Origin of the sequence: Pontibacter sp. SGAir0037 (genome assembly GCF_005491705.1) — a bacterium.
GTDB lineage: Bacteria > Bacteroidota > Bacteroidia > Cytophagales > Hymenobacteraceae > Pontibacter.
This window is the reverse complement of record NZ_CP028093.1, coordinates 1-13,557: the sequence shown is the minus strand read 5'-3', so window position 1 is coordinate 13,557 and position 13,557 is coordinate 1. Positions and strand designations below refer to the sequence as shown.

Annotated in this window: 14 protein-coding genes; 9 read left to right on the top strand and 5 right to left on the bottom strand. The window is 50.8% G+C overall.

Features of this window, described 5'->3' with window-relative positions:
• The first annotated feature begins 6 nt into the window (after positions 1 to 6).
• From C1N53_RS21905 to C1N53_RS21875, 8 genes are all read left to right on the top strand, one after another.
• Positions 7 to 1,206, top strand: coding sequence for an efflux RND transporter periplasmic adaptor subunit (locus tag C1N53_RS21905; protein ID WP_137761628.1), 1,200 nt, complete (start codon positions 7 to 9; stop codon positions 1,204 to 1,206).
• Between the two features lie 7 nt (positions 1,207 to 1,213).
• A complete protein-coding gene (locus C1N53_RS22895) occupies positions 1,214 to 1,342 on the top strand; it encodes a hypothetical protein (RefSeq protein WP_256377517.1) in 129 nt (42 codons plus the stop codon).
• Positions 1,343 to 1,387: 45 nt separating this feature from the next.
• Entirely contained in the window at positions 1,388 to 1,831 is a 444-nt protein-coding gene (locus C1N53_RS21900) for a hypothetical protein (protein WP_137761627.1), read from the top strand.
• A 125-nt stretch (positions 1,832 to 1,956) separates the two neighbouring features.
• The gene (locus C1N53_RS21895) at positions 1,957 to 2,586 is read left to right on the top strand and encodes a DUF3347 domain-containing protein (protein WP_137761626.1); all 630 of its coding nucleotides are present in this window, start codon (positions 1,957 to 1,959) and stop codon (positions 2,584 to 2,586) included.
• Positions 2,587 to 2,808: 222 nt separating this feature from the next.
• Positions 2,809 to 3,303, top strand: coding sequence for a hypothetical protein (locus tag C1N53_RS21890; protein ID WP_137761625.1), 495 nt, complete (start codon positions 2,809 to 2,811; stop codon positions 3,301 to 3,303).
• 185 nt (positions 3,304 to 3,488) lie between these two features.
• On the top strand, positions 3,489 to 4,076 hold the full coding sequence (locus tag C1N53_RS21885) for an AraC family transcriptional regulator (RefSeq protein ID WP_137761624.1): 588 nt from the start codon (positions 3,489 to 3,491) through the stop codon (positions 4,074 to 4,076).
• A 237-nt stretch (positions 4,077 to 4,313) separates the two neighbouring features.
• On the top strand, positions 4,314 to 4,979 hold the full coding sequence (locus tag C1N53_RS21880) for a hypothetical protein (RefSeq protein ID WP_137761623.1): 666 nt from the start codon (positions 4,314 to 4,316) through the stop codon (positions 4,977 to 4,979).
• A 95-nt stretch (positions 4,980 to 5,074) separates the two neighbouring features.
• A complete protein-coding gene (locus tag C1N53_RS21875) occupies positions 5,075 to 5,383 on the top strand; it encodes a phosphoribosylpyrophosphate synthetase (RefSeq protein ID WP_168194102.1) in 309 nt (102 codons plus the stop codon).
• 3 nt (positions 5,384 to 5,386) lie between these two features.
• Here C1N53_RS21875 and C1N53_RS23035 read toward each other — a convergent pair whose 3' ends face one another.
• Positions 5,387 to 5,692, bottom strand: coding sequence for a hypothetical protein (locus tag C1N53_RS23035; RefSeq protein WP_371415973.1), 306 nt, complete (start codon positions 5,690 to 5,692; stop codon positions 5,387 to 5,389).
• Between C1N53_RS23035 and C1N53_RS21870 the strand changes: the two genes are divergently transcribed.
• Positions 5,606 to 7,540, top strand: coding sequence for a copper-translocating P-type ATPase (locus tag C1N53_RS21870; RefSeq protein WP_371415971.1), 1,935 nt, complete (start codon positions 5,606 to 5,608; stop codon positions 7,538 to 7,540). The genes C1N53_RS23035 and C1N53_RS21870 overlap by 87 nt on opposite strands.
• Positions 7,541 to 7,719: 179 nt before the next feature.
• Here the strand turns inward: C1N53_RS21870 and C1N53_RS21865 are convergent, their stop codons facing one another.
• From C1N53_RS21865 to C1N53_RS21850, 4 genes are all read right to left on the bottom strand, one after another.
• Entirely contained in the window at positions 7,720 to 8,169 is a 450-nt protein-coding gene (locus tag C1N53_RS21865) for a DUF305 domain-containing protein (protein WP_137761621.1), read from the bottom strand.
• 162 nt (positions 8,170 to 8,331) lie between these two features.
• On the bottom strand, positions 8,332 to 8,970 hold the full coding sequence (locus tag C1N53_RS21860; RefSeq protein WP_137761620.1) for a DUF2911 domain-containing protein: 639 nt from the start codon (positions 8,968 to 8,970) through the stop codon (positions 8,332 to 8,334).
• Between the two features lie 254 nt (positions 8,971 to 9,224).
• Positions 9,225 to 11,765 carry a multicopper oxidase domain-containing protein gene (locus tag C1N53_RS21855; protein WP_137761704.1) on the bottom strand — a complete coding sequence of 847 codons (2,541 nt, stop codon included), beginning with the start codon at positions 11,763 to 11,765 and terminating at the stop codon, positions 9,225 to 9,227.
• A 352-nt stretch (positions 11,766 to 12,117) separates the two neighbouring features.
• The gene (locus C1N53_RS21850; protein WP_137761619.1) at positions 12,118 to 13,557 is read right to left on the bottom strand and encodes an MATE family efflux transporter; all 1,440 of its coding nucleotides are present in this window, start codon (positions 13,555 to 13,557) and stop codon (positions 12,118 to 12,120) included.

Here is a 13,557-nt window from a genome sequence, read left to right as displayed (position 1 = left end):
AGACCCATGAGACGATATTTGAACATACTCTTCCTGCTGACAGCTATACTTGTAGCTGCCTGTTCGGTGGAGGAAAAAACGCATGCTGATGGCGAATCAGCAACCTATACCTGCCCGATGCACCCGCAGATCGTTCAGAACGAGCCCGGTACCTGCCCTATCTGCTTCATGGACCTGGTGCCGGTGTCACAGACGGGTAAGGAAAACGGGGAACTGATGCTGAGCCAAAGCCAGATTGCCCTGGGCAACATCAAAACCAAACGCATCAAGTTTGGCTCCGTGGGGAGCAACGCGATCCTTACCGGCAAACTGGTGCTCGACGAAACGCAGACCGATGTGGTGAGCAGCCGCGCCGCCGGCCGCATCGAGAAGCTATACCTGAAAGAAAGCGGCCAGCCTATAAAAAAAGGACAGCCGCTTTACGAGCTGTACTCGGAAGATCTTCTGACGCTGCAACGCGAATACCTGCTGGCGCTCCGGCAAAACCAGGAGCTGGGGCAAGAAAACCCGCGTTTCACTTCCTTTCTGGAAGCTGCCAAAAAGAAGCTCCTGCTATACGGACTGACAGAGGCGCAAATTCAACGTCTGGCTAGTTCCGGGCAGGTGAGCCCGCGTATCACGTTTGTCGCCCCCGTTAGCGGTGTGGTGACCGAAGTCGCAGCAGCCGAAGGCCAGTACGTGGCTGAGGGAGGGATTCTGTACCGCCTGGGCAGGCTCGACAAAATCTGGGTAGAAGCCGAAGTGTATCCCCAGGAGCTTGCCCGTGTAAATGAAGGCGATGCATTGAAAGTCGCGGTCGAAGGCTTCAGTCAAACGCCCGTCTCCGCAACAGTGACCTTCATCAGTCCGGAGTTCAAGGCAGGTAGCCAGGTGGCCACCCTTCGCGCCGAACTCCCTAACCCCAACCAGCAATACCTGCCGGGCATGCAGGCAAGCGTTATCCTGCGCAACCCGAACGGCAAGTCCCTTACCCTGCCAACCGATGCGGTGCTCCGGGACAGCAAAGGCAGCCATGTGTGGGTGCAGTCGGGCAAGGATACCTTCAAAGCTCAAATGGTAAAACTGGGAGCAGCGAGCGCCGACAGCGTGGCCATTCTTTCCGGCTTAAAGGAAAACGACAGGGTCGTGGTGAGCGGGGCCTACCTTCTGTACAGCGAGTTTGTTTTGAAGCAAGGGGCTGACCCGATGGCCGGCCATCAGCACTAAGTATACGATGAAGGAATGTTGCAGAACCGGCGATGAGCAAGCGCCTGAAAAAAAGAACAGCTGGCCGAAGCGGCTGCTCTACCTGGCTCTACTGCTGGCCCTCGGGCTGGTGTTATTTGAACAGTTTACAACTTAATTTATTTCCTTGTCCATGAAAAAGAACCTGCTGTATACCGCAGCCTTGTCAGCAATCCTACTGGCATCGTGCACTTCAGAAAAGACCGCCGAGACCCAGGCTGCCGCCGCGGCCCAAACAACTGCAGCGGCACCCGTCCCCCACGCAAACCACATGGCGATTGCCACTCCCCAAACACAGGCTGATCCTTCCGCGGAAGACCTGATGACCAGGGAGGGCCTGCCTAAAGACCTGGTTTGTATGGTCAACAACGCCTATATGGGTAAAAAGCAGTTCCCTGTACCATTCGAAAACAAAATGTACTACGGCTGTTGCGAAATGTGCGTAAACACCATCCAGCAGCAGCGGAAAGTACGCCATGCCGTTGATCCGGTAACCGGGGAGGAGGTGGACAAGTCGCTGGCCTTCATCGCCCTGAAACCCGGCGGTGCCAACGGCGATGTGCTCTACTTTGCCTCTGAAGAAAATTACCGGAAGTACATGCAGTAACATGGAAGTAAAAGGAGAATACCGGAACAGGTTGTAACGTTCTGCTCACTGTTTGTCTCACTGCTTTCTTTAAGTCCAGTTGAATTTAAATTAAATCCTTACATAAACAATTAACCAAACCAACGATGAAACAACCCCTAATCGCAGCCGCCCTGGCAGCATTTCTGTTTACCTCCTGTTCAGAGGCTAAACAAGAAACCTCTGCAACCGAAACAGAAAGCCACGAACACCATGAAGGCATGGCACATGGTGATGAAATGCCTGCCAGTAACTCACTAGTAGTAGAGGCTCCGGACTACACAGCTGTAGCAGCACCTGTAAAAGAGCAAATTGCTGCAGTGTTGGACAGCTTCCTGAAGCTGAAAGACGACCTGGTTGCTTCTGATGCTCAGCAAGCGCAGGATGAAGCCAAAACGCTGCTGGCTGCAGCTGAAAAAGTAGATGCGGCAGGACTGGCAGGAGAACAAAAAGCCTTCGCGGAAGAAAGAATAGCAGAGGTCAAACAAAGCGCTTCCAAAATGGCAGAGGCAGCTGATCTGGCGGTGCAGCGTGGCCAGTTAGAGTTGCTTTCTGAAGCTACTTTTGCCCTGACCAAAGCCTTTGGTGCTTCCACCGCTACTTTATTCTACCAGCACTGCCCCATGGCCAACAACAACCAAGGCGCCTACTGGCTGAGCGCTGATGGGGAAATCCGTAACCCATACTTTGGCGAGAGCATGCTAGAATGCGGTAGCATCGAGGAAGTGTTCAACTAAAACCATTCATGCGTGGGTCTAACTGTGGCTCACGCATGACTTAACTTATTATACCTGTGCGCCTGCCAAGGTCGGTACGAAGTATTTGGCGAGTGAGTCCGAACGGAGGCGATGCAGCAAGTAGCCAGTCGTGCCCTGCCTAAGAGTAGGTTTAGGTAATACTTTTTCTATATATTTATCATGCGCATCGGACAGTACCCTGTCCGATTGCAGCTTTGCTTCATGAAAAGAACCAGGCATAACAAGAATATAAGTTTTACGGGACTGTTTCTCCTAACGGTCTTCGTACACTTGTACCTTGTTCAGCTGGCTTGCAACCTGCCGCACCTGGTACAGCGGCTTCAACCTGTCGCTTCTACAGCACACCACCATAGCACGGGACATGGAGAACACAGTCACTCTCCTGGACATGGAACCCCTACATCCGCGCATCACGGTGACAGGAGTGCACACCAAAGCGGTGAGCATCCTGCTTCGTCAACGGAAGACACTGGCTGTTGCGTAGAACAAGAGTACGCTCCTTTTCTCAAATCCTCCCCATCCGTGGAGCTTTCCCAGCTTGTAAAAGCACCTATTGCCTTCATGGACACCTTCTATCAGGCAGTGCTGGGTTTCCTGTACAAGAGCCATATTACAGATGTAACGTATACTCCCCCCGATGCCCCTGTACCTAAAATACCCGATATCAGGGTATTCCTGCACTCTCTTATTATTTGATGCACAAACTGTACTTGTTCTGCATCGGTGCTTGAAAGCCTATGCTTTCAAGCACCGATGCAAACGACCTTCTGTCCCCTGCCCTATACCAAATTCCTGGTATGCAGAAAGGCTTTCAGCGTCGTGTTAAGTTAGTTTGTCCAACAAGTGAAGCAAAGATTTCGCTTCATATTCAATTCGTGAAAATGAGTGAAGAGAGTCGGCACCTCAAGGTGCTACACATTAAAAACATGGTATGTCCCCGCTGCATCATGGTAGTGCGCCAGGAACTTGAAAACCTCGGCCTGCAAGTACTGGAAGTAAAGCTTGGCACGGCCCTAATCGAGCAGAGTGACCGGTTGGATGAAACCGCTATAGAAGCGGCACTGGTTAGCAAAGGGTTTGAACTGCTTCACAGCAAGCGAGAAAAGCTTGTGGAAAGCATCAAGGTAATTGTTATTGACCTGATCTCTGCAGACAGGCTTGCCACCCTATCTACAAATCTGTCCACGCACCTGGCCATGGAGCTTGGGAAGGATTACGCTACAATCAGTACGGCCTTTAAAGCATCTGAGGGAATTGCCCTGAACAGATACATCATACTGCAGAAGGTGGAACGCATTAAAGAACTGCTAACCTATGGAGAGCTCCCTCTTGGTACCATTGCGGCCAAGTTAGGCTATAGAAGCCTGCAACACCTGTCTGGGCAGTTCAAAGAGGTAACCGGCATAAGCCCCAGTATATACAAGAAGCAGGGCGGAGCGGATCGTCAACCCATTGATAACCTGTATTGACATATGCGTACCCATGGACAAAGAGATTACAGCTTTATAAATTAAAAAGCTGCCCAAGGGCCGGCATAGTACTGGAAGTGTAGCCTAATGTGCTGCCTTGCTTCTAATGCCTGGCTGACAGCAGCGCTTTGCTAGCATATTACGAGCTGGTGTGTTGCCAGCTCTCATGGACAGGTACTTTCCAGAGTTTACATCCTGTTTAATCACACCCCAATAAATGCTAAATTTTTACAAATCATGAAAAATACCCTTTTATCAATGCTATTCATCCTGCTTTTGTGTCTGATGCATACAGCCCCGCTTTACGCACATGGAGGCGAGAAACATGGCAGCACCGCCCGGACAGAGGCTATTTCGCAGGTGCCAGATACCCTTACGCCGCAGCAGATAGCACCCGAAGAGCACGCAGCCCACGTGCAGGACCCCGCTTCCGCCCACGCCAGGCCGGATGATTTTCCAAATAAGCACCCTTTGATCGTGCATTTCCCCATCGTGCTGCTTTTAGTGGCTGCTGCCGTCCAGCTGTGCAACATCCTGTTTCTGCGCAAGGAGCTCGATTGGATCACCACCGTAGCCACTCTGATCAGCTTTAGTACGGCCTACTATGTAACTGAAATCGACCACCCGCATACAACTGGCCTTACAGCGCATGCCAAGCTGGTGCTTGAACAGCATGACTTCTACGCTGACTGGACCATCTACCTAGGAGGAATAGGCCTGATAGCCCAATTGTTAAATCAGTTCTTGTTTAAAGGGAAGCGTTGGAGCGTGCTGGTTGTTGCCCTTGTTCTTACCAGTGCTGCCTACTGTGTGGCCATGGCCGGACATTATGGCGCTCAGCTCGTACATATAGAGGGTGTCGGCCCACAAGGCAAATACCTGGAGACTGGTCACCACCATTAAGTCCGAAGGCGCAGTCACCCTAGCTGCGCCTTTTCCATTTACTAATTTTCAAGAAAGAATCAAACAAAATCATTATATTTACTAAAGCTAAATAGATGAAACAGTACAAGTATGATACGATGGTCGAGACGCTGAACAACTTACGGGAGCGCGGCTACGCAGTAGACTTTAATTTGCAGCCCACCTGTCTGGAATGCCCGCAGCTACACCTGGAGTTAAAACCTGAAGAATTTGAGATTGATGAAGTTTACCGGTTTGAAGGTGCCAGCAATCCGGATGATAATTCTGTCGTGTATGCTGTTTCCTCTGATAAAGGAGTGAAGGGAGTTTTGGTGGATGCATATGGCGTATATGCTGATGCTGTTACGCCTGATTTGGCCCGCAAATTAAGGCGAGAGTACTAAACATCAGATCAGATAGTTATGAAGAACAATCCTGAGCATCACCATCATCACCATGGGCCCAAAAAACAAGCTGAAAATCACGTAGAAGCAGCCAAAGAACACTTGGGGAAAAAAATGCTGCACGGCCACGAGCACGCCATGCACGAAGACACCGGCGGCCACCCGCCGCACGACGGGCATGACCACAGCGGCCACGGCGAGCACGGCCACGACCATCACCGCATGATGATCGTGGACTTCAAAAAGCGCTTCTGGTTTTCGCTCGCGCTGTCTGTACCTGTCATCATCCTGAGCCCCATGGTGCAGCACATTCTGGGCTTTACGCTGGATGTGCCCTACGGCATGTACATTGCTTTTGTGCTTTCCTCCATCATCTACTTTTATGGTGGCTGGCCTTTCCTGACGGGTCTGGTTGAGGAGGTGAAGAAAGGCGCACCGGGTATGATGACGTTGATCGGGGTGGCCATCACCGTAGCCTACCTCTACAGCACTGCCATCGTGTTCGGGCTAGAAGGAATGGACTTTTTCTGGGAGCTGGCCACCCTGATTGTGATCATGCTGCTGGGGCACTGGATTGAAATGCGCTCCGTGCTCGGTGCCTCCAAAGCACTGGAGTTGCTGGTGAGCATGATGCCGGCCGAAGCCATGCTGATTAAGGATGGAGAGACCGTTCGCGTGCGCATTGAGGACCTGCAGAAAGGTGATTTGATTCTGGTAAAACCCGGCGAGAAAGTACCGGCTGACGGTGTGGTAGAAGACGGTGAAAGCTATCTCAACGAGAGCATGCTGACCGGCGAGAGCAAACCAGTCAAAAAGAACAAGGACGACAAAGTGATCGGCGGCTCCATCAACGGAAACGGGGCATTGCGGGTGCGGGTGGAATATACCGGCAAAGAGAGCTACCTTAACAAAGTGATCAAGCTGGTGCAGGACGCGCAGAAGACCAAATCGGAGACGCAACGCCTGGCTGATCGTGCTGCCAAATGGCTTACCTACATTGCCCTCATTGCCGGTTTCGGTACGTTTGCCGTGTGGCTTATGCTAGGCCATGAACTTGCCTTTGCCCTGGAGCGTATGGTCACCGTCATGGTCATCTCCTGTCCGCATGCGCTGGGTTTGGCCGTGCCGCTGGTGGTGGCCATCTCCACGGCTGTTTCCGCCAACAATGGCCTGCTTATCCGTAACCGCACCGCGTTCGAAAACTCCCGCCTCATCACTACCATCATCTTCGACAAGACCGGCACCCTTACACAAGGCTCGCATGAAATAGCCGCTGTCGTGACCTTTGACAAGGCTCTGGACGAGCGGGAAATGCTGCGTTTGGCAGCCGGTGTGGAGCAGAACTCCGAGCACTTCATCGCGCAGAGCATCCTCCGGAAAGTGAAGGCCGAAGGTATAGCGGTGCCTCCCTCCCAGTCTTTCAACTACCTGCCCGGCAAAGGACTGGAAGGTATGGTAGAGGGCAAGGATGTAAAGGTGGTGGGTCCCAATTATATCAAGGAATTTAACATTGAAGTGCCTTCCAGCGAGGCAGAGGAAGGCGTGGAAACAGTGGTCTATACGCTGGTAGCAGGAAAGCCCGTCGGGTACATCACCATGCGCGACCAGATACGGGAAGAGTCGGCAGAGGCCATAAGCGTGCTGAAGGCGAACGGCATCAAGAACCTGCTGCTCACCGGTGATAACGAACGGGTAGCCAAAAGCGTGAGCGACAAACTGCAAATGGATGGTTACCTGGCCAATGTGCTGCCGCACCAGAAACAGGAGAAAGTGAAAGAACTGCAAAACCAGGGCGAGTTTGTGGCCATGACCGGCGACGGTGTGAACGACGCCCCTGCCCTGGCACAGGCTGATGTGGGGATTGCCGTGGGCTCCGGCACTGACGTAGCCGCCGAAACAGCCGACATTATTCTGGTCAACAGCAACCCGCAGGACATCGCCTCGCTTATCCTGTTTGGCAAAGCCACTTACCGCAAAATGATCCAGAACCTGATCTGGGCCACAGGTTATAACGTCATCGCACTACCCCTGGCGGCTGGTGTACTTTATAACCAAGGCATCATGATATCGCCTGCCGTGGGCGCCGCCCTGATGAGCCTGAGTACGGTAATCGTGGCGATCAATGCGCAGTTGCTGCGCCGGCAATTAAAATACTGATTATTTTGTAGGATAAGAATAAGATAGAACTGATAGGCCTTCTGCATCAGCACATGCAGTATGTGAGCCCACCCCTTTCAAGGAGCAGTCCGGATGGCCGATGAATAACTAGCCAATAGCGTAGACAAGAAAATGAAAGAGATGGCTCACAAAACCAGCAGAAAAAGTGAGCAAAGTACCTACTCCATTCTCTTCAGGATCGCCTTCATTTCAGCAATTTCCTTTTCCTGCGACTCGATGATTTGCTCCGTTAGTTTCTTCACTTCCGGGTCTTTAATATCGGATTCCTGACTGACCAGAATGGCAGAGGAATGATGCGGGATCATAGACTTCAGGAACTGCTTGTCACCCACCAGCGATTGACTTCTGAGCAGTAGAAAGGTTCCTGCCATTACGGCCAGGCTTACCCCTATTATGATGCCATTCAGCTTTTTATCTTTGTACATAGAGGACATAAACCCCAGCATGACAAGCGCCATGGGAGCTATCATGAGCAAGGCCATATAAAGCCGGTTCAGGTTCAGGTATACATGGTCGAACTTGTCTGCATTCAGAAACATCACCCCATACATGATGACAAAGGAGACACCCAGCATGAGGAAGAATTTCTTATAATTTCCTTTTTCCATTTTTAGTAACTTTTAAGTTTCAGATTAGAAACTGATGCATGCCATAAGCACTGCTTTCAATAGTATAGAGATACCGATATTTATATACTTTGGTTTATTATTAAATCCAAAAAAGCCGCTTCGACACCAGTTGAAGCGGCTTTTTGATGATTTTTTTAGTTTTTATACAGCAACCGGAATGTTTACTTTTAGCTTCTCCCAGGTGATGACGATGGCCCCTTCTTCGTCAGTCTCCGATACGATCTGGTAGCGCAAACGCTCCTGTGGCTGTGCGGTTGCTTCCGGCTTTACTTTGATCCGCAGCACATCCTCCGCTTCGGAGTAGTCATCGGCCAGGTGCTGTTCCCAGTTTTTGTTGAGGATGACTGTCCACTCGTCCTTACCCGGAATGGTGAAAAGGGCATACTTACCAGCCTTCAATGTCTTCCCTCCAATGGTGATGTCTTTATCAGTGCTCAGGCTGGTGGCAGAGTGCGCACCTGTCACCCATACCTGGTCATACGCTACCAGGCCACCCCAGATAGTACGACCGCGCACAGCAGGAGAATGGTAGTTGATCATAATGTGTGCGTTCCCGATCTGCCCGTGCACCTCTGCTTTCAGGCTGCCTTTCAGCGTGTCCGCAGCTGGCTGGTCCTGTATCACCACTGCTCCCTCGCTCACTTTCGGCGTATGTTCGGCATGTGCTGCCTCCTGTTCCTGTTCGATTGGGGCCTCCTGCTCCTGCGCTGCTTGGTTGCAGTAAGTAAGTGCGCCACAAAGTATAAGGGCATAAAGGGTTTTTGTAAGATTTCTGTTCATGCTGTTTAGCGGTATAGGTGGCTTTAAGGTATAGAGCGATTTTAATTCTTGTTCTGAATGAATCTTTAAAGCTACAAATTTTATGCACCTGATGATACTAGCATTCAGGTAAAAAAGCCTGGCTGTGATAGTACAAAGGTTAGTACTGTTGAAATGATTAAGATCCAGGAGCAGTGGTCCACAGAGCGTTTTAATTATACCTTAGATGTCGAACCAGAATAGAAACGCACATTTGTTTCCTGTGCTAACACAGCCTAATAAATAAATGTAAGCCCAGCGCCATACTTCATGTCGCTGTCGTAATGCGTTGATAGGGATATATACTTGGTTACAATGTATCGCAGGCCGGCCATGTATTCTTTATCGGTGTTCCCCATCAGGTTCAGGCGCAGGCGGCTTGTTAGTGGGACATCTTCGCGCCGCAACTGGAACCGCAGCTTACCCTTGGAGTCTATCCTCGCTTCTGACACGATCAGCATAGGCAAGGTATACTGCACCCCGGCCACGGCCACCTTCCGGTTATCTTGGTTGCTTAGCTGCCCGAACATGTTTTCCTCGGGCTCATTCTCTATACTATTGTAGTGATAGTCAAAGCCGACGAAGGGAAAGAGCCATTGCATTTTTCCAAAATAACGGCCAAAGTAGGTCTCGCTTTCAATACCATACTCCTTCTTAAAACCAATCCTCCATTCAGTGGAGATCTGGTACCGGGAGCTACCAAGTACAAACTCTCCGTCGCTGCCATTGCTCTCCAGCCCTACCATCGCTGAAGGCAGAAAAATCTTGTCTTCGCGGTTAAACATCTTTTGGGCCCGCTCAGGATCCGGAATCTCAGGATTGGGTGGTGAGTTTTGGTAGGTGAATACACGGCCCATGCCGGCAATCATGTGGTAGAGTATGTGGCAGTGGAAAAACCAGTCACCACTCTCCGAAGCTGCAAACTCAATCGTGTCTGTCTCCATCGGAAGTATGTCCAGTACATTTTTTAGAGGTGCATGTTTTCCGTGTTTGTTCAGTACCCGGAAATCGTGCCCGTGCAGGTGCATGGGGTGGCGCATCATGGAGTTGTTGAACATGATGATCTTCACATTCTCCCCTTTTTTGATCAGGATCCTGTCCGACTCTGACACCGTCTTGTTGTCCATCGTCCATACATAGCGGTTCATGTTGCCGGTAAGCTCAAAGCGCAATACTTTCTCCGGGCCGGGCTTCAGGGTTGTTTCTTCAGGAGCGCGCAACATGCCATAGTTCAGGGTGACCATCTCGTCCTTGCTGCCACTCATGTTCATGTTCTGCATATCGTATCCTTTCATATCATGGCCCTGGTGTGCGGTGGTGTCAACCTGCTGCTTCATCTGCATGCTTGTATCAGCAGCAGGTTTTGTCGCCCCTTCTCCGTGCATGCTGTGGTCCTGGGCTGCTGATTCCGGGTACATCACGCGGTTCATATCCATCTGCTGGTTGCTCATTTCCATGCCCATCGGCTCCATGTCCCCGTTCATCTTCATCATGTCGTTCATCATCTTCATGCCTTCAAAGTAGTTCAGCTTGCCTAGACGCTGTGCCTTCATTTTCATGCCCCTGCCCAGCCACAGCGAAGTGGTATTGGAGCGGTCTTCGGCAGTAGCCAGGAATTCGTACTGCATGCTCTCGGGTATGGTGACCAGCAAATCGTAGGTTTCGGCAGGCGCAATGATCAGGCGATCCACCTCCACTGGCTCCACATCGTTGCCATCGTTGCCCACCACCGTAATCTTACTACCAGAGTAGGTCAGCCAGAAGTAGGTGGAAGCACCGCCATTCACTACTCTGAGTTTGACTACATCCCCTGCCGTGAAATGGGTTTGCTCTGCAATATCCTGCCCATTGGTTAAAAACTTCTCATAGGCCACATCGCTCACATCCATTGCCGTCATCCGCTTCCACTCATTTTTAAGTTTGGTGCCAAAGTAGCCTTTCTTTATAGCCTCTGCATAGCCTTGGGTAGCACCTTTCCGGATCGCAAACCAGTCGTTGGCGCTCCGCAAGGAACGGTATACCTCTTTGGGGTTCATATCGGTCCAGTCGCTAAGCACGATCGGTATAGCCGGCATATCCGGTTCATTCACCTTGTTAAAGATCAGGGCACCGTACATGCCGCTTTGTTCCTGAAAGGCGCTGTGGCTGTGATACCAGTAAGTACCATTCTGGATGATCGGGAATTTGTAGAGGTAAGTGGAATGGGGCTTGATCGGCTGCTGGGTAAGCCAGGGAACACCATCGAACCGGTTGGGCAAAAACACGCCGTGCCAATGGATAGAAGTTTCCACATCCATCTCATTATGCACATAGATCTCGGCTGTATCACCCTGGGTAAAGGTTAAGGCAGGTGCCGGAATGCTCCCGTTTATAGCCACGGCTCTTCTGGTTTTTCCTGTGAAGTTGACCAAGGTATCCCGTACATACAGGTCATACCGAACGGTGCGAGGAGTATAGGTCTGTCCCGGGCTTTCTGGCTTGTGTCCTGTTTTGTGGATGGGCTTCTCTTTTTCCTCCGGGTTCTGTACAGGTGTGACTGGCTTTTGCTGTGTCGGCTGTGCATGTTGATGAGCAGGTTGAGCTTGTTTCTGAGCAGGCTGTGCTTGTTTCTGCTGTACACGTTGCTTTGCTGGGGCAGCAGGCTTGGCTTTAACAGCTTTTTTTTGTGGAGCCTGTTGCTGCTGTTGTTTTGCAGGGGCTTGTGGCTTTTTCTTTACCAGCGTCATACCGCACTTGGGGCATGTACCGGGTTTTGAGGTTTGCACTTCGGGGTGCATCGGGCAGGTGTAGATCTCAGTCTGCTGTTGCTGGGTTGGCTTATGCTGTTCGTGCTGTGCGAAAGTATACTGCCCAGTCCCGAGCAATAATACTAGTATCAAAAGTTTATACATTTTAAGCTGGTAAGGTAATTAAAGCGTTCTATACTATACCTGCGACACGCAATGCTTAAAGGTCTTTTATCCACTTCTAAGCTAGTGCTGCTAATTTATATCTCTGTTTACATGAAACAGCTTCATAGGTTGGATTAGCCTCTTTTAGTACCTGGATAATTGGTGGTGGCTGACCAACAGATTTAGCTGAGTTTCTTCTTGCTAACATATCCCGGTGGCATTGTCATTTAGTACATATTTAGTAATTGTTAACGCAGTCAGACATGGTCTCTTTAATGGACTGCGGGTGACATTGTGACTCCACCTCTGCTTCCTTTTCCAGATTCATCCATGTACCCTTAGCAAACTTATAGGCCAAGACCCCTGCACGGGTCACAATGTCAATACCAATGGCGATCCAGACACCAATAAGGCCCCAGCCCAGGGTGATTCCAAGATAGTAGACCAGAACGGTGCGGATGGCCCACATACCAGCCGCCGTCAGGTACATGGGGAACTTCGTATTATTAGCGGCTTGGTACGCGCCTGTAAGCGTTAAAAGGGCTGCCAGGAAAGGCTGAAACGCACCCGAAACCTTCAGGGCGTCCCCTATCTTAGAGATTACCTCCGGGTCTTCGGAGAACAGACTGCCAGCCCACTCTCCCAGGAAAAAGAGCAGTAAGCCCAGCACACCCATGATGCCTACAGCCATCCAGGCCCCTATTTTTGTGAAGGAAATCGCCTCCTCTATTCTTCCTGCACCTATCTGCTGTCCTGCCAGTATAGTAACTGCTGTGGCAAAGCCATAACCTGCCATATAGGAGATTACCTCCACATTACCGGCAATCTGATGGGCGGCGAAGACGTTGGTTCCCAGCGAAACGATGAACCCGAAGTAGACGATCTGCCCTGCCCGCATGATGAGCACCTCCCCGGCCGCAGGGCTGCCTAATGTAGCAAGCTCCTTCTGATGGCCCCAGTCAACTGACCAGAAGTCCTTCCGGAAGGCCAGCACCTCCGACCGCTGGATGTAGTAGACCAGCAGAAGAGCCCCAAGTACACGGGAAGCAACTGTAGCCAAAGCAGCACCTGTCACCCCCATTTCAGGAAAAATCCAGAAACCAAAAATTAGGGCATACCCCAGGAACGCATGAAAGATGTTGATGAGAATGCTGACTTTCATGGGTGCCCGTGTGTTACCCGAGCCCCGTAAATTGGCACTAAGCGCAAACATGAGCGACATGAACACGGAAGGAATACCCACAACCCGGAAATAGTTCTCTCCAATATCCAGCACCTGCTCTTCCAGCCCCATGAGCGTGAGCAGGGGGCGTGCAAAAAACAATGTTACGATACCTGTCAGAATGCCGAAAAGGATGGAGAGTATGATGGCCTGCTGCGCTATATGCCGAGCCCTTTCTACCTGTTTCGCTCCCAGGGCATTTGCCACCCTTACGTTTGCTGCCACCCCGATAGCCATAAAGACGGCAAAATAGATAGCCAGTATGGCGTTGGTGGCCCCTATGGCAGAAACTTCGGCTAAGCCTATCTTTGAGACGAAATAGACATCCACAAAGCCAATAAATGTCTGAAAGAAGTTCTCTACTACTGCTGGAAAAGCAAGGAGCAGGACAATCTTCATTTTATCACGAAGAGTGACAGCAATTGGTATATCTACACGCTCTTTATTAACTTCCAT

Excerpts from the sequence above, each read along its gene's own strand:
- C1N53_RS21895 (WP_137761626.1), top strand. The coding sequence starts at position 1,957 with ATGAAACAACCCCTAATCGCAGCCGCCCTGGCAGCATTTCTGTTTACC.
- C1N53_RS21905 (WP_137761628.1), top strand. The coding sequence starts at position 7 with ATGAGACGATATTTGAACATACTCTTCCTGCTGACAGCTATACTTGTA.
- C1N53_RS21870 (WP_371415971.1), top strand. The coding sequence starts at position 5,606 with ATGATGATCGTGGACTTCAAAAAGCGCTTCTGGTTTTCGCTCGCGCTG.
- C1N53_RS21860 (WP_137761620.1), bottom strand. The coding sequence starts at position 8,970 with ATGAACAGAAATCTTACAAAAACCCTTTATGCCCTTATACTTTGTGGC.
- C1N53_RS21880 (WP_137761623.1), top strand. The coding sequence starts at position 4,314 with ATGAAAAATACCCTTTTATCAATGCTATTCATCCTGCTTTTGTGTCTG.
- C1N53_RS21855 (WP_137761704.1), bottom strand. The coding sequence starts at position 11,765 with ATGCACCCCGAAGTGCAAACCTCAAAACCCGGTACATGCCCCAAGTGC.
- C1N53_RS22895 (WP_256377517.1), top strand. The coding sequence starts at position 1,214 with ATGAAGGAATGTTGCAGAACCGGCGATGAGCAAGCGCCTGAAAAAAAG.
- C1N53_RS21875 (WP_168194102.1), top strand. The coding sequence starts at position 5,075 with ATGAAACAGTACAAGTATGATACGATGGTCGAGACGCTGAACAACTTA.
- C1N53_RS21850 (WP_137761619.1), bottom strand. The coding sequence starts at position 13,557 with ATGGAAGTTAATAAAGAGCGTGTAGATATACCAATTGCTGTCACTCTT.
- C1N53_RS21885 (WP_137761624.1), top strand. The coding sequence starts at position 3,489 with ATGAGTGAAGAGAGTCGGCACCTCAAGGTGCTACACATTAAAAACATG.
- C1N53_RS21865 (WP_137761621.1), bottom strand. The coding sequence starts at position 8,169 with ATGGAAAAAGGAAATTATAAGAAATTCTTCCTCATGCTGGGTGTCTCC.
- C1N53_RS21890 (WP_137761625.1), top strand. The coding sequence starts at position 2,809 with ATGAAAAGAACCAGGCATAACAAGAATATAAGTTTTACGGGACTGTTT.